Annotated in this window: 19 protein-coding genes; all 19 read left to right on the top strand. The window is 58.4% G+C overall.

The features are described 5' to 3' along the window. Window positions 1-138: 138 nt before the first annotated feature. The 19 genes from ftsA to ileS all read left to right on the top strand — a co-directional run bounded on the left by ftsA (window position 139) and on the right by ileS (window position 19,197). Entirely contained in the window at window positions 139-1,383 is a 1,245-nt protein-coding gene (gene ftsA / locus B7E11_RS26635; protein ID WP_080840460.1) for a cell division protein FtsA, read from the top strand. Between the two features lie 51 nt (window positions 1,384-1,434). After that, window positions 1,435-2,586, top strand: coding sequence for a cell division protein FtsZ (ftsZ, locus tag B7E11_RS26630; RefSeq protein WP_080840458.1), 1,152 nt, complete (start codon window positions 1,435-1,437; stop codon window positions 2,584-2,586). A gap of 1,170 nt (window positions 2,587-3,756) precedes the next feature. Further along, the gene (locus B7E11_RS26625) at window positions 3,757-4,128 is read left to right on the top strand and encodes a GntR family transcriptional regulator (protein WP_080840455.1); all 372 of its coding nucleotides are present in this window, start codon (window positions 3,757-3,759) and stop codon (window positions 4,126-4,128) included. Then, window positions 4,125-5,024 (top strand): ABC transporter ATP-binding protein, encoded by a 900-nt coding sequence (locus B7E11_RS26620; RefSeq protein ID WP_080840453.1) that lies wholly within the window; start codon window positions 4,125-4,127, stop codon window positions 5,022-5,024. The genes B7E11_RS26625 and B7E11_RS26620 overlap by 4 nt, the downstream gene beginning before the upstream one ends. Beyond that, entirely contained in the window at window positions 5,021-5,707 is a 687-nt protein-coding gene (locus B7E11_RS26615) for a hypothetical protein (protein WP_080840450.1), read from the top strand. Before B7E11_RS26620 ends, B7E11_RS26615 begins: the two co-directional genes overlap by 4 nt. Window positions 5,708-5,839: 132 nt before the next feature. Further along, the gene (locus tag B7E11_RS26610; protein ID WP_080840447.1) at window positions 5,840-6,532 is read left to right on the top strand and encodes an ABC transporter ATP-binding protein; all 693 of its coding nucleotides are present in this window, start codon (window positions 5,840-5,842) and stop codon (window positions 6,530-6,532) included. Further along, the gene (locus B7E11_RS26605) at window positions 6,529-7,842 is read left to right on the top strand and encodes an ABC transporter permease (protein ID WP_080840445.1); all 1,314 of its coding nucleotides are present in this window, start codon (window positions 6,529-6,531) and stop codon (window positions 7,840-7,842) included. Before B7E11_RS26610 ends, B7E11_RS26605 begins: the two co-directional genes overlap by 4 nt. An 18-nt stretch (window positions 7,843-7,860) precedes the next feature. After that, entirely contained in the window at window positions 7,861-8,934 is a 1,074-nt protein-coding gene (locus B7E11_RS26600; protein WP_080840443.1) for an efflux RND transporter periplasmic adaptor subunit, read from the top strand. A gap of 123 nt (window positions 8,935-9,057) precedes the next feature. Further along, window positions 9,058-10,020, top strand: coding sequence for a sigma-E processing peptidase SpoIIGA (gene spoIIGA / locus B7E11_RS26595; RefSeq protein ID WP_080840441.1), 963 nt, complete (start codon window positions 9,058-9,060; stop codon window positions 10,018-10,020). A 15-nt stretch (window positions 10,021-10,035) separates the two neighbouring features. Further along, on the top strand, window positions 10,036-10,758 hold the full coding sequence (gene sigE, locus B7E11_RS26590; RefSeq protein ID WP_080840439.1) for an RNA polymerase sporulation sigma factor SigE: 723 nt from the start codon (window positions 10,036-10,038) through the stop codon (window positions 10,756-10,758). A gap of 58 nt (window positions 10,759-10,816) precedes the next feature. After that, the gene (sigG, locus tag B7E11_RS26585; protein ID WP_080840438.1) at window positions 10,817-11,599 is read left to right on the top strand and encodes an RNA polymerase sporulation sigma factor SigG; all 783 of its coding nucleotides are present in this window, start codon (window positions 10,817-10,819) and stop codon (window positions 11,597-11,599) included. A 146-nt stretch (window positions 11,600-11,745) separates the two neighbouring features. Beyond that, window positions 11,746-12,021, top strand: coding sequence for a YlmC/YmxH family sporulation protein (locus B7E11_RS26580; protein WP_080840436.1), 276 nt, complete (start codon window positions 11,746-11,748; stop codon window positions 12,019-12,021). Window positions 12,022-12,084: 63 nt separating this feature from the next. After that, window positions 12,085-12,924, top strand: coding sequence for a peptidoglycan editing factor PgeF (gene pgeF, locus B7E11_RS26575; RefSeq protein WP_080840433.1), 840 nt, complete (start codon window positions 12,085-12,087; stop codon window positions 12,922-12,924). After that, on the top strand, window positions 12,921-13,622 hold the full coding sequence (locus B7E11_RS26570) for a YggS family pyridoxal phosphate-dependent enzyme (RefSeq protein WP_245809829.1): 702 nt from the start codon (window positions 12,921-12,923) through the stop codon (window positions 13,620-13,622). The genes pgeF and B7E11_RS26570 overlap by 4 nt, the downstream gene beginning before the upstream one ends. Window positions 13,623-13,625: 3 nt before the next feature. Continuing rightward, window positions 13,626-14,075, top strand: a complete 450-nt coding sequence (locus B7E11_RS26565) for a cell division protein SepF (RefSeq protein ID WP_080840432.1) — start codon at window positions 13,626-13,628, stop codon at window positions 14,073-14,075. Window positions 14,076-14,082: 7 nt separating this feature from the next. Continuing rightward, window positions 14,083-14,352, top strand: coding sequence for a YggT family protein (locus tag B7E11_RS26560; protein WP_080840430.1), 270 nt, complete (start codon window positions 14,083-14,085; stop codon window positions 14,350-14,352). A gap of 12 nt (window positions 14,353-14,364) precedes the next feature. Further along, a complete protein-coding gene (locus B7E11_RS26555) occupies window positions 14,365-15,150 on the top strand; it encodes a YlmH family RNA-binding protein (RefSeq protein ID WP_080840429.1) in 786 nt (261 codons plus the stop codon). A gap of 86 nt (window positions 15,151-15,236) precedes the next feature. Further along, window positions 15,237-15,728 (top strand): DivIVA domain-containing protein, encoded by a 492-nt coding sequence (locus B7E11_RS26550; RefSeq protein WP_080840427.1) that lies wholly within the window; start codon window positions 15,237-15,239, stop codon window positions 15,726-15,728. A gap of 373 nt (window positions 15,729-16,101) precedes the next feature. After that, complete coding sequence (ileS, locus tag B7E11_RS26545; protein ID WP_080840425.1) at window positions 16,102-19,197, top strand: isoleucine--tRNA ligase; 3,096 nt, start codon at window positions 16,102-16,104, stop codon at window positions 19,195-19,197. Window positions 19,198-19,396: the final 199 nt, after the last annotated feature.

Genomic DNA, 19,396 nt, shown 5'->3' with positions numbered 1-19,396 from the left:
CTGAAAGGAATAATTTTCACGCCCGATTTTATGAAAAAATTTGTTGAAAAAAGAGGGAAAACCTCGCAGACGTTGAATATGTAGAGGAAGCGTCCCATATCATAGCCATTTCATCGAACCAACGGGAGGTGCCACCGGTTGAGCAGCAACGACCTCATCGTCAGCTTGGACATAGGCACATCTAAAGTCCGGGTGATCATCGGGGAAATAAGCAACGGGGCCATCAATATTATAGGCGTCGGTTCCGCGGATTCCGAAGGCATCCGCAAAGGCGCCATTGTCGATATCGATCAAACCGTACAATCGATCCGCAACGCGGTCGATCATGCCGAGCGCATGGTCGGCATCACCATTAGCGAAGTTTACGTCGGAATCGCCGGCAATCATATCTCGCTGCAGAGCAATCACGGCGTCGTCGCCGTTTCCAACGAAGACCGGGAGATCGGCGAAGAGGATATCGAGCGTGTCCTGCAAGCGGCAAAAGTCGTCGCCCTGCCGCCCGAGCGGGAAATTATCGGCCTGCTGCCGAAGCAGTTTCTCGTCGACGGCTTGACGGGCATTCAGGATCCGCGCGGTATGATCGGCGTTCGCCTCGAAGTGGAGTGCACGATTATTACCGGCACGAAAGCGGCCGTACATAATTTGATGCGCTGCGTGGAGAAGGCCGGCCTGAAAATTTCCGGCATCGTGCTGATGTCTCTGGCATCGGGAATGATGGCGCTGACCAAGGACGAAAAGCAGATGGGAACGGTGCTCGCCGACATCGGCGCCGGCGCCACGACCATCGCGATTTTCGAAGGAGGCAGCCTTGCGGCGGTCTCCACCTTGCCGATCGGCGGCGATTACGTGACGAGCGACATTTGCTACGGGCTGAAGACGCAAACCGAACATGCGGAGAAGATCAAGCTAAAGTACGGTTGCGCCCGTGCCGAAGATGCAGACGAGGATCAGAAATTCAAGGTAATGCGCGTCGGCAGCAACGTGGAGAAGGATTTTTCCCAATACGAGCTGGCGATCATCGTCGAACCGCGCATGCAGGAAATCTTTCAAATGATCCGGCAGGAAGTGAAACGGCTCGGTTATTTGGACAAGATCAACGGTTACGTGCTTACGGGCGGATCGGTATCGATGCCCGGCGTGCTGGCGCTTGCCCAGACCGAACTGGAATCCAATGTCCGAATTGCGGTGCCCGATTTTATCGGAGTGCGCGATCCGTCGTTCAGCAGCGGTGTCGGCATGATTCAGTACGTCATGAAGTATGTTCGAACGCATGGCGCGTCCGCTTCCAAACGCCCGTCCAAAAGCAAGTCAACGGGGGGAACGGCGCCGACCAAGCCCGGCATCAAGGAATGGTTCAAAAACATTTTCAAAGAATTTATTTGAACCGCCGCTCAGGACGGATCAAGCAAGCGATGCGAGGAGGAAAATGGAAATATGTTGGAGTTTGATTTTGAAATGGAACCGCTCGCTCAAATTAAAGTGATCGGAGTCGGCGGCGGCGGCAGCAACGCCGTCAACCGCATGATCGAAAACGGAGTGAAGGGCGTCGAGTTCATTACGGTGAACACCGACGCTCAAGCGCTGCAGCTGACCAAATCGGAACAGAAGCTGCAAATCGGCGATAAATTGACCCGCGGACTCGGCGCCGGCGCCAACCCGGAAGTCGGCAAAAAAGCGGCCGAAGAATCCAAAGAGCTCATCATGAGCGGACTCCGCGGTTCCGATATGGTATTCGTCACGGCGGGAATGGGCGGCGGCACGGGTACGGGGGCCGCTCCGGTCATTGCGGAACTCGCGAAAGAATGCGGGGCGTTGACGGTAGGCGTCGTGACGCGCCCGTTCACGTTCGAAGGCCGCAAACGGTCGACGCAGGCCGAGCAAGGCATCGAAGCGTTGAAAGAGAAAGTCGACACGCTGATCGTCATCCCGAACGACAGGCTGCTCGAAATCGTCGACAAGAAGACGCCGATGATGGAAGCGTTCCGCGAGGCGGACAACGTCCTGAAGCAGGCCGTTCAAGGCATTTCCGACCTCATCGCGGTGCCCGGGCTGATCAACCTCGACTTCGCGGACGTCAAGACGATCATGACCGAGCGCGGCTCCGCCCTGATGGGCATCGGCATCGCAACCGGCGAAAATCGCGCGATGGAAGCCGCCCGCAAGGCGATCATGAGCCCGCTGCTGGAAACGTCCATCGACGGCGCACGCGGCATCATCATGAACATTACCGGCGGCTCGAATTTGTCGCTGTTCGAAGTAAACGAAGCCGCCGAAATCGTCATTGCCGCTTCCGACCCGGAAGTGAACATGATTTTCGGCGCCAGCATTGACGACAGCATGAAGGACGAGATCAAGGTAACCGTCATCGCGACGGGATTCGAGCACAAGCCGGCCGCCGCTCCGCAGCGCCGTCCGCAAATGCCGGCATCGGCGCCGCAAGCGCAGCAGCATGCGGAAACGCATGAGACGCAGCGCCCCGCTTCGTCCGGGGGCAATCTGCGGCCTTTCGGCAGCAGCAACAATACGTCCAGCGACCATCTGGACATTCCCGCCTTTTTGCGGAATCGCCCGCGCGGCGATCGTTAATCGGCTTTCGAGCGAACCCTCTTTCCGGCTTCCGGAAAGGGGGTTTTTCGTTGGCCGCCTGCCGTCCGAGTCGTCGCTTATGCGGATGGGGCGCGCGCGAAGATCGGCGTAACGTGTTATCGCTTAAGTGAAGGGGGCGCGCGAAGTGCGGCAATCCGGAGTCGTCGCTTAAGTGGAGAGGGTGCGCGAAGAGCGGCGTCCGGAGTCTTCGCTTAAGTGGAGAGGGTGCGCGAAGAGCGGCAGTCCGGAGTCTTCGCTGAAGTGGAGAGTGTGCGCGAAGAGCGGCAGTCCGGAGTCTTCGCTGAAGTGGAAGGGCGCAACTAACCGGAAACGATGTCGTCGCCCAGGCAAGGGGAGGTCGTGTGGCGGTCCGATCATCGCTTAGGCGAAGGAGAGATTGCGTTAAGTGACGGTCATCGGTATGCCTAGGTTGGATTTTATCCACTCTACGAAGCTAAAAACGGAGGGACCGCTGTCTAGAGTGGATTTTATCCAACGAAGAGCTTGAAATTGGGGTGAAACCTCCGAAAAGGCCTCTCCCGATTGGACAAAATCCAACGAAGGCATTGAGTTTCGCGAAAAAGCCGTTTTTGATTGGACAAAATCCAACGAAGCATCGTCTTCTTTCGAATGTAGTCCGACTCCTCCTCCTAACTGCTCGATTGTACCGGGGAAATTCGCCTTTTGATCGCTTCTCACCCGCAGGTCGCCGTTCCCGCCCTCATGTCCGCCCACGCATCCGAACATCGCCAATGAACCGAAAGTTTCGCCCTCATGGCCACGTGGCGCAGTCGACCAGGTTGCGCGTGCTTGCCAAGTTTGACGTAACATGCCAGATCGCCGCGCCGCACCGTGCGCAAGATCGCGCTGCACCAGCGCCAGATCGCCACGCCGCGCCGTGCGCCAGATCGCCGCGCCGCGCCGTGCGCTAGATCGCGCTGCACCAGTGCCAGATCGCCGCGCCGCGCCGTGCGCCAGATCGCGCTGCACCAGCGCCAGATCGCGCCGCGCCGTGCGCAAGATCGCGCTGCACTGTGCGCCAGATGACACGGGCGTCTGGCGGCTTCAGCGGCGCCGCCCATTTCCTTTTTTCTTCAGAAACGTTGACAGGAGTTCGAACATGTTATATGGTTAATTACAAGAGTAATTAACCAGTTAGGGGGAGGGGCAATGGGCGTTCAAATGGATGACAGCCGTCCGATTTTTCTGCAAATCGCCGAACGAATCGAAGACGACATTATCGACGGCGCGCTGCCGGAGGAAGGGCAGGTCCCGTCGACGAACCAGTTCGCGGCTTTTTACAAGATCAATCCGGCTACGGCGGCCAAAGGCGTCAATTTGCTCGTGGACCAAGGCATATTGTACAAGAAGCGAGGGATCGGCATGTTCGTGAAAGAAGGGGCAAGCACCGTTTTGAAAGAAAAGCGCAGGCAGCAATTTTACGACCAATATGTCGTCACGATGCTGAGGGAAGCGGAAAAGCTCGGCATTACGGCATCGCAAATCGCGGAAATGATCCAAAAAGGGGAGGAAAGGCCATGACGAACGTGGTGGAAGTTCGCAACTTGACCAAATCGTACGGCGATTTCAAAGCGCTCGATTCCGTCAGCTTCGCTCTCCGGGAGGATAAAATTTACGGCTTGCTCGGACGCAACGGGGCGGGCAAGACGACGATCATGCACCTGCTGACCGCTCAGCAATTTCCTTCGGGCGGGGAAGTGAACCTGTTCGGGGAAAATCCTTATGAAAACAATCGGGTGCTTGCGCGGACCTGCTTTATAAAGGAAAGCCAGAAGTACCCCGATACGTTTACCGTTCGGGACGTCATGAGCGTAGCGGCTACCCTGTTCGAGAACTGGGACCGGGAATATGCTTCCCGGCTGATCGAGGATTTTCGGCTGCCGCTGAAACGGAGAGTGAAGAAGCTCTCGCGCGGCATGCAGTCTTCGGTCGGCATCGTCGTCGGGCTGGCGAGCAGGGCGCCTCTCACGATTTTCGACGAGCCTTATTTGGGGCTCGACGCCGTCGCCCGCAGCCTGTTTTACGAACATTTAATCGAGGATTACGGGAAATTCCCGCGCACGGTCATCCTCTCGACGCATCTCATCGATGAAGTGAGCCTGATGCTGGAGCACGTGCTGCTGATCGACAAAGGCAAGCTGATGCTCGACGAGGACGCCGAAGCGCTGCGCGGAAGCGCCTATACGGTGACGGGGGCGGCGGCCAAGGTGGAGCGATTTTCCAAAGACAAGCAAATCATCCGGAAGGAATCGTTCGGCGGCCTGCTGTCGGTCACGATCGTCGGCCAAAGCTCGGAGTCCGAGCAGGAGGAAGCGAGAGCGTCGGGCCTCGAAACGGCGCCGGTTTCGCTTCAGCAGCTGATCGTTCATTTGACGAAAACCGAATCTTCGCAGGAAAAGGAGGGCGAGCGGAAATGAACAGGGTAGCATGCGTCGTTCGCTCCCATTCGCGCGACAAGTGGTCTTGGTACGTGCTGCCGTGGTTCGTGGTGGGCATGGCATTCGTTATCAATTGGGCCATCGGCGCCTTGGCGGCCGAGGGGGATGTTTTTCAAACGGGCGGGATAGCTTCGATTTTCGTGTATATGTTTGTCAGCGGCTGCATATCGGTCACGCAATCGTTTCCGTTTCTCATCAGCTTAAGCGTAAGAAGAAGAGATTATTTTTTGGGCACGACGATCATGGCTTCGGCGGTCTGCCTGGGGTCGGCCATTTTGCTGTACGCGTTAACGGAGATCGAAAAAGCGACGGGCAGCTGGGGCATCGGGATGCGATTTTTTACGATTCCCTGGATCGATTCGATTCCGGACGTCGGAAGGATATGGATGTACCTGATCGTTCTTCTGCTCATGTTTTTTCTCGGATTTTTCATCTCGTGCTGGCACCGGCGGTTCGGACGGATCGGCCTTTGGCTGCTGTCCATCGGGATATTCGCGGCGGTTACGCTGGCCCTCGTTCTGACGACCCGGTACGAACGGTGGGACGACCTTGGCCGATTTTTAGGCGGCTTCAGCCCTCTCGGCCTGATCTCCTGGCTTGCCGCGCCGACGGCTTTGCTGTTCGCCGGATCGTACTTGCTGTTGCGCAAGGCTACCGTCTGACGGGTGGCCGTGCCTATACCGAAACGCACGACCGGCCGACGCGGCCGGTCTAATTTTTTGTCGAATCTTTATAAAAAGATAAGAAACGGAGCGAAAGATTGCGTTAGAATAGAGTGGTAAAGGAGGAGAGTTATGCTAGAAATACAGGGACTGTCCCACAGCTTTCGGAACGGGACGGAAGAGACGCTCGTATTGGACGGAATCGATCTGACCGTACATAAAAAGGAAGTCGTCGCTCTGCTCGGGAGCTCGGGCTCCGGCAAATCGACGCTGCTCAACCTGATGGCGGGTCTGATGAAGCCGACGAAGGGCACGATCAAAATCTCCGGGCAAGCGATCGAAAAAATGAACGAAAACAAGCTCGCCGAGTTTCGCAGGGGCAACATCGGATTTATTTTTCAATCCTACGAGCTGATCCCCCATCTCTCGGTGTCGGAAAACGTAGAGATGCCGCTCGTCTTCCAGGGGGTAAAACCGAAGGAGCGAAAAGAGAGAGCCGCGCGCATCCTGAACCAGGTAGGCTTGTCGGAAAAACTGGGGCTCTACCCTTCGCAGCTGTCCGGCGGCCAGCAGCAGCGGGTCAGCATCGCCCGTTCGCTCGTCACTTCTCCGTCGATCGTGTTCGCCGACGAGCCGACCGGCAACCTGGATACGAAAACGGAAAAGGAGATTATCGATCTGCTGCTCGATTTGAACGACCGGCTCGGCATTACGTTCATGATCGTAACGCACGAGCACGAAGTAGCGCAAAGGGCGCAGCGCATCATCTATTTGCGGGACGGAAGACTGGCGTCGCCCGAGGAATCGCGGGGGGAAGCCGGATGAAACTAAGGGACTACGTCGTGCTCGGCTGGGACCAGCTGCGGCGGCGAATGGTCGTCACGGCTTTGTGCGCGATGGGCATCGCCATCGGCTCCGCGGCGATCATCGTGGCGCTCGCGTTCGGCGAATCGATCACGCATTATGCCAGGGAACAAATGAACTCGTTTTTGAAAATGGACGAAATCACTGCGTTTCCGGGCGCTTCAGTCTCGCAGGGCAGCGGAACGGCCGGACAGGGCGGCGACCTGACCGAGCAAAAAATCAAGCTGATCCGGCAGCTGCCCAACGTTCGGAGCGCCGCGCTGTTCCGGCAAGTCGACTATGCCAATTTTATCGTGGACGATACGAAGCGCGGGAGTCTGCAATTGATCGGAGCCGACGTCTCGAAGCTGGAGGAGTTCGGGTTCGAGCTGGGGCAGGGCGCTTTTTCCGATCAGGACAACGCCATCGTTATCAGCTACTCGGCGCTGTACGACCTGTACGACACCCGGCTCGAAGGCCTTCAGGCGGCCGGTTCCGGCGACGCGGCGGCAAGGGATCGAAGGCAGGAAAGAATCTCTTATCCGTTATACCAGAAGCAGCTGACGCTTAGCGTCTATATCGGCGAAAACGACGGAGCCGCGAGATTTGCCGAATTTCCGGTCCGGGTCGCCGGCGTGCTGCAAAAGCCAGAAGGAACGGAAGGGTACGAAGGCCAAAAAATCGGCTACGTTTCCCTCGGGCTGGCGGACCGGATCGAGCGGGCCAAACGGGACGCCAACGGGGCCGGAGGGACGGTTCAACCCTATCTTATCGTTAAAGTCGAAGATCCGTCCCGCGTCGGCGAAACGGAGGAACTGATTCGAAAGCTGAACCTGACCACGCAATCGAATGTTCGGTATCAGGAAGAGACGAATTCGCAGTTCAAAATCATTCGCTATATTTTCGGCGGGGCGGGCCTCTTCATTTTGTTCGTGGCTTCCATATCGATCATCGTGGCGATGACGATGTCGACTTACCAGCGAAGGCGGCAAATCGGCATTATGAAGGTGCTCGGCGCGAATTTGGCCCAGATCCGGAACATGTTCGTCGTCGAATCCGCGCTGCTCGGCTTTATCGGCGGCTGCGTCGGCATTTTATTTTCCTATTGGGTCATATGGGCGATCAATATCGTGCTGCAGCGGTTTGCCGAAAGCGACGAAATTTTGTTTATCGATCCGTGGATTTTGGCGGTCGGCCTGTTTTTCGCCCTGCTGACCGGCGTGCTGTCCGGCATCTATCCGGCGATCAAAGCTTCGCGGACGGACGCCTTGACCGCAATCAAAAGAGAATAGATTCAGAGGAGACCGAACATGAAAAAAAAGTCGACATGGATAATCGTTCTGTTGCTCGTCCTGATCGCCTTGTTCACTTATTTGCTGTACAGCATGAACCGCAATGCCGGGCAGTCGGCGCCGTCCGACGGATTGGACCGCAACGTCATCCGGCTCGAAGCGACGAAAGAGACGATCGCGAATACGATCGAAGTGAAGGGAAAGTCCTCGTATGCGGACGAGACGCCGGTTTATGCTCCGTTCGCGGCCGAGGTGAAGGAATGGAACGTGCAGGAGGGATCGCAGGTCGAGAAAGGCCAGGTGCTGTTCAAGCTGGAAGATTCGGCGCTGCGGGACAGCATTGAGCTGGCTAAAGCGAACGTGCGCAAGCAGGAACTGGATTTGAAGCTCGGGGCGCTGCGGGATCGGGTCGAACAAGATGCCGCCGACGCGAAGTGGGGGGACCCGACCGTCGCCTTCGAACAGTACGCCGGCGAGGAGCAAAAGGCGGCGGAAGCCGAGCTCGGCGGCGTCCAACTGGACATTGCGAGGAAAGAGCTCGAATTGAACGAGGAGAAGCTCGCCAAAGCTCAGTATATCGCTCCGGTCGGCGGCATTTTCCTGTTCTCCGAAACGAAGGAGCCCAAAATGGTCGATCCCGCCGCGGCGATCGGCAAAATCGTCGATACGACGAAGCTCGAGCTGATCGCGACGGTCGGCGAATACGAAGTGTTCCGAATCAAAGAGGGCATGGAAGCCGTCATCAAGGCCGAGGCGTTGAAGCGAACGGAACTGAAGGGCGTCGTTGAGCACGTGTCCAAATTCGCCAAGACGGGCACCGATCCGGCGCAGTTCGAGGTCGTCATCTCCCTGGAAGCCGATCCGGAGCTCATTGCCGGCTTGACGCTGACGGGAACGATCCAGACGGACAAAAAGGACGAAGCGATCGTCGTGCCCACTTTGGCCGTCATGCAGGAGAACGGCGATTACTTCGTTTACGTCGAGCGAAACGGCGCGATCGAAAAGCAGCCGGTCGAAATCGGTCTCGAAACGCCCGACAAGACGGAAATTTTAAACGGCGTAAGCGTCGGGGACGTTGTGGTCCTGCAATAAAACGAACGCGAACTCGACAAAAAAACAGCGGATGGGGCGGCAAATTTAGACAGACTCCGAAAACGAAACGGATTATACTGGGTTCATCCTTACCGGTGGTGCTTTCAAGGGTGGCGATATCCATTGACCGTTTACGTGGATCTTGTATTTTTAACCAATCTGGCTGTTGATGGAACGGTGCTGCTCACGACGGCGAAAGTCCGCAAACTGCGGCCCGGCAGAACGCGGATCGCCTTGTCGGCCGCGGCTGGCGCCGCTTATGCCGCCATCATGTTTCTTGCGGACATCCCTTACCTGTACACGTTCGGGGCGAAGGTGATCGTTTCCGCGATCATGGTGTGGATTGCATTCGGATACGGAGGGCCGCTTCGGTTTATCCGCCTGTTCGGGGCCTTTTATCTCGTCAATTTCGCGACGCTCGGCGGCGTGATCGGCATCTCCTTTTTGCTTAAGCAAACGGGTTCGCCCTGGGGCTCGGTGACGGTGACGGAGCAAGGGGGGCTGCTGCTCGATTGGCAGATGCAGCTTGGGCTTCTCGCGGCGGCGTTCGCCCTGTCCGTCTGGCTGTTTCGCAGCGCCTCCTCCAGCGCCCAAAGCCGGGAACGGCTCGAGACGCTGCTGGCGGACGTGACGGTGACAATCGGCGAACGAAGTTTGCGCTGTCGGGGATTGATCGATACGGGCAATCGCCTGTACGACCCGTTTACGCGAATTCCGGTGATGGTCATGGAAGCTTCGATTTGGAGCGATTGGCTGCCGCTCGGATGGGCCTCGAGGCTTGCGGCCGAGCCGGCCGACCGGATGGTGGCCGAGCTTGGCGGACAGACGCCCGCGGACGCCGATTTCCATGACCGGCTGCGCCTTATTCCTTACCGGGGCGTGAACGGAAACACCCGGATGATGCTGGCCGTCAAACCGGACGCCGTATCGGTCGTTCTCGGGGATCGCTTGCCGCAAACGAGCCGGCGCGTGCTCATCGGCCTGGACGGCGGGAGGTTGTCCTCCGACCAGACCTATCGGGCGATCGTCCATCCCGACCTCGTGCCGGCTCCAGGTTCGGATCCCGCCCCATCTCAGCCTGCATGACAGGAGGTTGTCGAATTGTTCGTGAAATGGAAGCTCCTATCCCAACTGACGCTGTATCGCCTGTTGTTCCGGCTCGGATGGAAGTCTGAAGAGGTGTACTACATCGGCGGCAGCGAAGCGCTGCCGCCGCCGCTTACCCGCGAGGAAGAGGAATATCTCCTGGGCAAGCTTTCGACGGGCGACGCGGCGATCCGGGCGATGCTCATCGAGCGCAACCTGCGCCTCGTCGTCTACATCGCGCGGAAGTTCGAGAACACCGGCATTCACATCGAGGATCTCGTCTCGATCGGCGCGATCGGCCTCATCAAAGCCGTCAACACGTTCGACCCCGAGAAAAAAATCAAGCTTGCCACCTACGCGTCCCGATGCATCGAAAACGAAATTTTGATGTATCTGCGCCGCAACAGCAAAACGAGAACCGAGGTGTCGTTCGACGAGCCCCTGAACATCGATTGGGACGGCAACGAGCTGCTGCTGTCCGACGTGCTGGGAACGGAGAACGACACGATTTACCGCAATATCGAGGAACAGGTCGACCGCAAGCTGCTGCACAAGGCGCTGGATAAGCTGACGGACCGGGAAAGAACGATTATGGAGCTCAGGTTCGGGCTTGCGGACGGAGAGGAAAAAACGCAAAAGGACGTCGCCGACCTGCTCGGCATTTCGCAGTCCTACATTTCGCGGCTCGAGAAACGCATCATCAAGCGGCTTCGAAAGGAATTCAACAAGATGGTGTAATAAAATGGCTGACCCCCGGAGACACTTACCATTAACGCTGCTCCCGGGAGGAATCGTCTTGACCCGCAACAAAGTGGAGATTTGTGGAGTGGACACCTCAAAGCTGCCTGTCCTCGCCAATGCCGAAATGAGGGAGTTGTTTACGGCTCTGCAAACCCGCGGCGAACTCGCCGCGCGGGAAAAACTGGTCAACGGCAATTTGCGTCTCGTCCTTAGCGTCATTCAGCGATTCAATAACCGCGGCGAATATGTGGACGACCTGTTTCAAGTCGGCTGCATAGGCCTGATGAAAGCCATCGACAATTTCGACCTCAGCCAGAACGTCCGGTTTTCGACGTACGCGGTGCCGATGATTATCGGCGAAATTCGCCGTTACTTGCGGGACAACAATCCGATCCGGGTATCGAGGAGCCTCCGGGATATCGCCTACAAGGCGCTCCAGGTGCGCGACCAGCTGACGAATCAGCATTCGCGCGAGCCGACGATCATGGAAATCTCCGAAGTGCTCAACGTGCCGAAGGAAGATATCGTGTTCGCTCTCGACGCGATTCAGGACCCGGTTTCGCTCTTCGAGCCTATTTACCACGACGGCGGGGATCCGATTTACGTCATGGATCAAATCAGCGACGAGCGGAACAAGGACATCCAGTGGATCGAGGAGATCGCTCTTCGCGAAGCGATGCGCAAGCTGAACGATCGCGAGAAAATGATTTTGTCCATGCGGTTTTTCGAAGGCAAAACCCAGATGGAGGTCGCCGACGAAATCGGCATTTCCCAGGCGCAGGTGTCGCGTCTCGAGAAATCCGCCATCCAGCAAATGCAAAAGCACGTCAAAACGTAATTCGGATTTCGTTCGCCGGACCGGGGGAGTTTCCCCCGGTCCTTTCCGCGCGTTCATGAAACTTTTGCGGGCATGGCACATATATTTAGAATAAACGGTACGGTAGCCTATACCGACGCCGAGGGCGGAAGGCGGGAAGGCGGCAAATGAAAATATCCGATTTTCAAGCGAAGGACGTCATCAACATCGTCGACGGGAAAAAGCTCGGCCAAATCAGCGATCTGGAGCTCGATCTCCGGCAGGGGAGGATCGATTCGATCGTGGTGCCGACAAGCACCCGCTTTTTCGGGATGTTCGGAAACGGCAGCGACGTGGTCATCCCGTGGAGAAATATCGTCAAAATCGGAGCCGACGTCGTGCTTGTCCGGCTGGACGACGCCAAAGCCTACCGGGCGGAGGAAGCGGAAGGAAGCGCCAGGTAAGGGGGGTTCTTCTTTTCGCGGCCCTTGCCGCTGTGGTACACTGTTAGGACGGAGGTGGCGCTAGTGGAGCCATTTGGAAGAAATGCCGCCGACGGAGCGGGACCGGCGCTTCTCCGGCTGGGAGCGAGCTGGGCGGAACCGGCGAAAGCCGCCGGCTTGACGGCCGGCTTTACGACGCGCGGCGGAGGCGTCGGCAAGCCGCCCTGGGCGTCGCTTAATGCGGCTCTGCACGTCGGGGACGATCCCGCCGACGTCGTCCGGAACCGGGAGCTGATCGCAAACGCCCTGGATTGGGATTTCCCGGCCTGGACGTGCGCCGAGCAGGTTCACGGCAACCGGGTGCATGTCGTGACGGGAGCCGACCGGGGGAAAGGGCGGCTGAGCCGCGAAACGGCGATTCCCGATGCGGACGCGCTCATCACGGACGAGCCGGGCGTGCTGCTAACGATGTTTTTCGCGGATTGCGTTCCGCTTTATTTTTACGATCCGGACGCAGGCGCGGTCGGCCTTGCCCATGCCGGGTGGAAAGGGACGGCCCTCCATGTGGCCGAAGCCGCGGTCGAGGCCATGGGAAAGGCGTACGGAACGCGTGCCGATCGGCTGCTTGCCGCCGTCGGGCCTTCGATCGGCCCGTGCTGCTACGAGGTCGACGAGCCCGTGCTTCGCCATATGCTGCCGCTAGGCGCGGACGAGAGCTGCGTTCGCCCGACGGCAAACGGGAAGGCAAAGCTTGACTTGAAACAAATTAACCGACATCTTATGATAAAAGCAGGAATTTTGCCGAGCCGCATCGAAATGTCTTCTTGGTGCACGTCGTGCCGTACCGACTTGTTTTTCTCCCATTGCGCGGAGAACGGTTCGACCGGAAGAATGGCGAGCTGGATCGGCAGGAGATCGGGGTGAACGTCGTCGTGCCTTTGCAGCAACGGTTGCAGGACGTAGAGAGACGGATTCGGGAAGCTTGCGCGAGAAGCGGCAGGCGGCGGGAAGACGTCAACGTCGTCGCCGTCACCAAATATGTATCCGCCGCCGCGGCGGCGAACGTCGTCGCGCACGGAATCCGGCACGTCGGGGAGAACCGGTGGCCCGATTCCGAAGAGAAGTGGCGGCAGCTGAACGGACAAGCCGTGTTTCATTTTATCGGCTCGCTGCAGACGCGGAAGGTCAAGGACGTCGTCGGAAAGTTCGGTTACATCCATTCCGTCGACCGCTTGTCCCTTGCCGAGGAAATTGACAAACGCGCGGACGCGCTCGGAATCGACGTGCCCTGCTTTTTGCAGGTGAACGTGTCGGGCGAGGAGTCCAAGCACGGAATCGAGCCGGACAAGCTCGAGGAGCTGGTCCGCGGAGTGTCGGGCTTCCGGCGCGTCAAGCCGGTCGGCCTGATGACGATGGCTCCGCACGAGGACGATCCGGAGCACACGCGGCCGGTATTCCGCCGGCTGAAGCAGCTCCGCGACGAACTGAACGAGGGGAGCGCGCTGCGCGAGCCGCTGACGGAATTGTCGATGGGCATGTCGAACGATTTTGAAGTGGCCATAGAAGAAGGAGCGACATGGATCCGGTTGGGTAGCGTTCTCGTAGGCAAAGAGGAGGGATAGGACATGAGCGTAGTCAACAAGTTTCTGAACTACTTCGGCTTGCAGGACGAAGCCGTGGACAAGGACAAGGACGCGATCGCGGAGGATGAAGAGCAAGAAATTGAAACTCCCGCGTTCGAGCCGCGTAAACAAATGGGAAAGAATAACGTGGTGAGCATTCATTCGCAGAAGAACGTCCGCGTCGTGCTGACGGAACCGCGCACGTACGACGAAGCCCAGGAGATCGCGGATCAATTGAAGTCGCGCCGCACGGTCGTCGTCAATTTGCAGCGGGTAAGGCGCGATCATGCGGTGCGCATCGTCGATTTTTTGAGCGGCACGGTTTACGCGCTGGGCGGACAAATCTCGAAACTCGGCCCGAACATTTTTCTCTGCACCCCGGACTCCGTTGAAATCTCGGGCACGATTTCGGAACTTTATGCGGAGGAAGCCGACTATTCCAAAATGAGGTGACCTCAGGTTGTACCAAATTGAAAGCTACATTTGGCTGTTGCACGATATTTACTTTTATATGATCCTGATCTACGTGCTGATGTCCTGGGTGCCCGCGGTGCGCGAAAGCTTCGTCGGCGAGCTTCTGGGCAAGATCGTCGAGCCGTACTTGTCGCCGTTTCGCCGCATCATTCCGGCCATCGGCGGGGTCATCGACATTTCGCCGATCGTGGCGATATTCGCCTTGCGCTTCATCGCCATGGGGCTGATCGCGGTGCTGAATCTCTTTTTCGGTTAGGAGTTAAGAACGATGCCTCATTCCGAAATATACGAGCATTTCCACCCCGACGAGAAAGGGTTTGTGGATCGCGCCTGGGAATGGGTCGAGCGGGCCGCCGAGCTTCACGAAGTTCGGCGCACGGATTTCCTCGACCCGCGCCAGGCGCATATTTTATTTTCGCTGGCGGGCCGGCGTTCCGACGTCGCGATACGGCTCGACGGGGGCTACCCGGAAGCCGAACGCAAACGGGCGGTTCTCGCTCCCGATTATCGTCCGGTCGAGCACGAGGAAATCGGAATCGAGGTGCTCGAGGTCGCCTCGGACGACCGCAAAATCGGCGAGCTCGATCACGGGGATTATCTCGGGGCCCTGCTCGGTCTCGGCGTCAAACGGGAAAAAATCGGCGATTTGCACGTTCATGAAACCGGCTGCCACGTGCTGGTCACCGAGGAAATCGCGGACTTTTTGCGGATTCACCTGAAGCAGGCCCACCGGGTCGAAGTGACGACGGCCCTGCTGCCGCTGTCCGCGCTGAACGTTGCGCGGCCGGCATTGGAGGAGACGACGCTGTCCGTCGCTTCCATGCGGCTCGACGGCATCGCCAGCGACGCGTTTCGGCTAAGCCGCGCGAAAATTATGGCCCCGATCCGGGCCGGACGCTGCAGGGTCAACTGGAAAACCGAAGAAGACCCGTCCAGCCCCGTACGGGAAGGCGATATCGTCTCCGTCAAAGGCTTGGGGCGCTTCAAAGTGCTGGAAGTGCAAGGAACGTCAAAAAGCGGGAGAATACGCGTTCGCATCGGCAAATTTGTCTGAAAAGCAGAAGGAATTCCAATTCGGATGTCGAATACCCTGATTAACATAACGAATCTTTCCGCATTTTTCTCACAGGAGGTTAGCCGATGCCACTCACGCCATTGGACATCCATAACAAGGAGTTCGGCCGCCGGCTTCGCGGTTACGACGAGGACGAAGTCAACGAATTCCTCGATCAGGTCATTAAGGATTACGAAGCGCTGATCCGTGAGAACAAGGAGCTGCAAAACCAGGTCGCATCCCTTCAGGAAAAGCTGGGACATTTCTCCAACATCGAGGAGACGCTCAGCAAGACAATCATCGTTGCCCAGGAAGCGGCGGACGAACTGAAGAACAACTCGAAGAAAGAAGCCCAGCTGATCATCAAGGAAGCAGAGAAAAACGCGGACCGAATCATTAACGAATCGCTGGCCAAGTCCCGCAAGGTGGCGATGGAAGTCGAAGAACTGAAAAAGCAGGCTTCGATTTACCGCGCCCGCTTCCGCGCGCTCGTGGAGACGCAGCTGGAACTGCTGACGAAGGACAGCTGGGATTCGCTGGAGTCGCAGGAATCGCGCATTCACGAGATCGAGGTTTGAGCCGATTGACAAACGCCGGATTTCCCGGTATAAAGAAATGAAAAGCAGTGAAAATCGATGACGGGAACAAGTGCGCCTTGCGCGGATGCGCAGAGAGCTGGCGGCGGGTGCGAGCCAGCGTGAAGCGAAGGCGGCATATCCTCCCCGAGATGCCAGGCCGAACCCTGCCTTCGGGCGCCAGTAGGCTGAAACGGCGGCCCTCCGTTAACGGGGTTCGCAGTCCGAAGCAGGCTGCGCTTGTCAAGAGCCGTTTCGGCCGATCGAGGCCGAGCGGAACAAGGGTGGTACCGCGAGCGATCCTCGTCCCTTTCAGGGGCGGGGTTTTTGTTTTTTCCAAAGGGTTTTCGCAAACAAGGAAAGGTGGAAGCAAGCTATGAATCGCGTGGATGTCAAGGAAAAGGCGCGCAATCGCGAGCTGCGCGTACTGGAATATTGGAGGCGGGACGGCACGTTTCGCCGCTCGATCGAAAGCAGGGCCGGCAAGCCGAACTTCGTCTTCTACGAGGGCCCGCCGACCGCAAACGGCAAGCCGCATATCGGCCACGTTTTGGGCCGCGTCATCAAGGATTTCGTCGGCCGATACAAGACGATGGCCGGCTACCGGGTCATTCGCAAAGCCGGTTGGGATACGCACGGCCTTCCCGTCGAGCTCGGCGTAGAGAAGCAGCTCGGCATTTCGGGCAAGCAGGAGATCGAAAACTACGGCGTGGAGCCGTTCGTCCGGAAATGCAAGGAGAGCGTATTCGAATACGAGCGCCAATGGCGCGAGCTGACCGAAGCGATCGCGTACTGGACCGATCTGGACGATCCGTACATTACGCTCGACAACCGCTATATCGAGAGCGTATGGCATATTCTCGCGACGATTCACGAAAAGGATTTGCTGTACCGCGGACACCGGGTCAGTCCGTACTGTCCCGATTGCCAGACGACGCTCAGCTCGCATGAGGTGGCGCAAGGGTACGAAGACGTCAAGGATTTGTCCGCGACGGCAAAATTCAAATTGAAGCAAAGCGGCGAATACGTGCTCGCCTGGACGACGACGCCGTGGACGCTGCCCGCGAACGTGGCGCTTGCCGTCCATCCCGACATCGAATACGTGCGAGCGAAGCAGGACGACGGCGTTTATATCGTCGCCGGAACGCTTGCCGAAACGGTGCTGAAGGGCGAATACGAAACGCTCGGCACGGTAAAAGGGAGCGAGCTCGTCGGGCTCGAGTACGAGCCGCTGTTCTCCTACGTACAGGTGGATAACGCGTATCGCGTCATCGGCGGCGACTATGTCAGCGACTCGAGCGGCACGGGCATCGTTCACATCGCGCCGGCCCACGGCGAAGACGACTACCGGGTGGCGCGCCAGCACGATATTCCGATGCTGATGGTCGTCGGAGGCGACGGCCGGTACGTCGACGCCGTGACGGATTTGGCCGGCCGGTTCGTCAAAGATCCCGAGGTCGACATCGCCATCGTCAAAATGCTGTCCGAGCGCGGCCTGCTTTACCATAAGGAAAAATACGAGCACAGCTACCCGTTCTGCTGGCGCTGCAAAACGCCGCTCCTCTATTACGCGACGGAAAGCTGGTTCATCCGGACGACCGCGGTCAAAGATCAGCTGATCGCGAACAACCGGAAGGTGAAGTGGTATCCCGAACATTTGCGGGACGGCCGGTTCGGCAAATTCCTCGAGGATCTGGTCGACTGGAACATCAGCCGCAACCGGTACTGGGGAACGCCGCTGAACGTTTGGGTGTGCGACGATTGCGGGGCGCAGAAGGCGGTGCACAGCCGCAAGGAGCTGCAGGAGCTGGCGACGGAGCCGGTCGCGGACGATCTGGAGCTGCACAAGCCGTACATCGACGGGGTGAAGCTGCGGTGCACGTGCGGCGGCGCGATGACCCGCACGCCGGAAGTGATCGACGTCTGGTTCGACAGCGGCTCGATGCCGTTCGCGCAGTATTTCCATCCGAACGGCGACGAGAAAACGTTCAAGGAACAATACCCGGCCGACTTTATTTCGGAGGGCATCGACCAAACGCGGGGCTGGTTTTACAGCCTGCTCGCGGTGTCGACGCTGTACAACGGCGAGGCGCCGTACAAATCCGTTATTTCGACCGGCCACGTGCTGGACGAGAACGGCCAGAAAATGAGCAAATCGAAGGGCAACGTCATCGATCCGTGGGACATCATCGATGAATTCGGCACCGACGCGTTCCGGTGGGCGCTGCTCGCGGACAGCGCGCCGTGGAACAGCAAGCGGTTTTCCAAAGGCATCGTCGGGGAAGCCAAATCGAAAGTCGTCGACACGCTCGTCAACACGCATGCGTTCTATGCGCTGTATGCCTCGATCGACGGCTTCGATCCGGCGAACCATCCGCACGCGCCTTCCGCGAACAAGCTCGACCGCTGGATCGTCTCGCGGCTGAACAGCCTGATCGCGGACGTCAACCGCGGCCTGGAAACGAACGATTTCCTCAATCCGGCGAGAGCGATCGAGGCGTTCGTCGACGAGTTGTCGAACTGGTACGTGCGCCGTTCCCGCGACCGCTTCTGGGGCAGCGGGCTGCCGGCCGACAAAGTGTCCGCCTATCAGACGCTGCGCGAAGTGCTGCTGACGCTGGCCCGTCTGACGGCTCCGTACCTGCCGTTCGTGTCCGAGGATATTTACGGCAACCTCGGCGGCGGCGACAGCGTGCATTTGGCCGATTATCCGGTCAGCGATCCGGCGAAAATCGACGCCAAGCTGGAGCGGGACATGGAGACGGCGCGCAATATCGTCGAGCTCGCCCGCAACGTGCGCAACGAGTCCGCCATCAAGACGCGCCAGCCGCTGTCCGAGCTGCTCGTCTCGCTCGGCGGCGATTTCGACCCGGCGGAATACGAGGATATCATCAAGGACGAAATCAACGTCAAAAAAATTACGCTCGTCGGAGACGACAGCGGGTTCGTCGATTTCAGCCTGAAGCTGAATTTGAAGGTCGCCGGGAAAAAATACGGCAAAAACGTCGGCCCGATCCAGGCGATGCTGAAAGGGCTCGAAGCGGAGCAGGCAAGCCGAGCGGTGCAAAGCGGGGCGATCGACTTCGAGACCCCGGACGGAGAAACGCTGAGCATCGAGCTGTCCGAACTGCTCGTGGAGAAGCAGGCGAAGACGGGTTTCGCGTCGGCGTCCGGCAACGGAATGACGGTCGCGCTGAACACCGACATCACGCCGGAGCTTGAACAGGAAGGGCTCGTTCGCGAAGTGATCCGGGCCGTCCAGGATACGCGGAAAAAGCTCGACCTGCCGATCGAGCTTCGCGTTGGGCTCGTGCTCGACGCGGACGGCGAGACGGAAGCCGCGCTGCGGGCTTTCGATCATGTGCTTCGCGAAAACGTGCTCGTCCGCGATGTCAAATTCGCCTCCGAACCCGGCATGGAGGAGGTGCAGGCGGGGGATAAAACGATCGGCATCAAAATCGTCGCCGAGTAAGGAACGACGAAGGGCCCCGGGAAAACGGAGCGCCCGCTCTTCCGCCAAAAACGGCCGCACGACCCGAACGGGGTCGGTGCCGGCCGTTTTTTTGTCTTGTCCGGACGAGTTCCGGGTTGCCCGCTCCGCATTGAAATCGTTCTTTTGGCCGCAAGATTGAGCGCGCGGCCGTTGTGGTAAGCTAACGTATGACGATTTA

Source organism: Cohnella massiliensis (assembly GCF_900169535.1).
Taxonomy (GTDB): domain Bacteria; phylum Bacillota; class Bacilli; order Paenibacillales; family Paenibacillaceae; genus Cohnella; species Cohnella algarum.
The sequence above is the reverse complement of the archived record's forward strand: the minus strand, read 5'-3'. Positions and strand labels throughout refer to the sequence as shown.

Bases quoted from the DNA above. Each gene is read 5' to 3' on its own strand.
- B7E11_RS26605 (WP_080840445.1), top strand. From the start codon at position 6,529: ATGAAACTAAGGGACTACGTCGTGCTCGGCTGGGACCAGCTGCGGCGG.
- B7E11_RS26625 (WP_080840455.1), top strand. From the start codon at position 3,757: ATGGGCGTTCAAATGGATGACAGCCGTCCGATTTTTCTGCAAATCGCC.
- B7E11_RS26620 (WP_080840453.1), top strand. From the start codon at position 4,125: ATGACGAACGTGGTGGAAGTTCGCAACTTGACCAAATCGTACGGCGAT.
- B7E11_RS26610 (WP_080840447.1), top strand. From the start codon at position 5,840: ATGCTAGAAATACAGGGACTGTCCCACAGCTTTCGGAACGGGACGGAA.
- ileS (WP_080840425.1), top strand. From the start codon at position 16,102: ATGAATCGCGTGGATGTCAAGGAAAAGGCGCGCAATCGCGAGCTGCGC.
- B7E11_RS26600 (WP_080840443.1), top strand. From the start codon at position 7,861: ATGAAAAAAAAGTCGACATGGATAATCGTTCTGTTGCTCGTCCTGATC.
- B7E11_RS26550 (WP_080840427.1), top strand. From the start codon at position 15,237: ATGCCACTCACGCCATTGGACATCCATAACAAGGAGTTCGGCCGCCGG.
- B7E11_RS26580 (WP_080840436.1), top strand. From the start codon at position 11,746: ATGAAAATATCCGATTTTCAAGCGAAGGACGTCATCAACATCGTCGAC.
- B7E11_RS26565 (WP_080840432.1), top strand. From the start codon at position 13,626: ATGAGCGTAGTCAACAAGTTTCTGAACTACTTCGGCTTGCAGGACGAA.
- B7E11_RS26555 (WP_080840429.1), top strand. From the start codon at position 14,365: ATGCCTCATTCCGAAATATACGAGCATTTCCACCCCGACGAGAAAGGG.
- B7E11_RS26615 (WP_080840450.1), top strand. From the start codon at position 5,021: ATGAACAGGGTAGCATGCGTCGTTCGCTCCCATTCGCGCGACAAGTGG.
- ftsZ (WP_080840458.1), top strand. From the start codon at position 1,435: ATGTTGGAGTTTGATTTTGAAATGGAACCGCTCGCTCAAATTAAAGTG.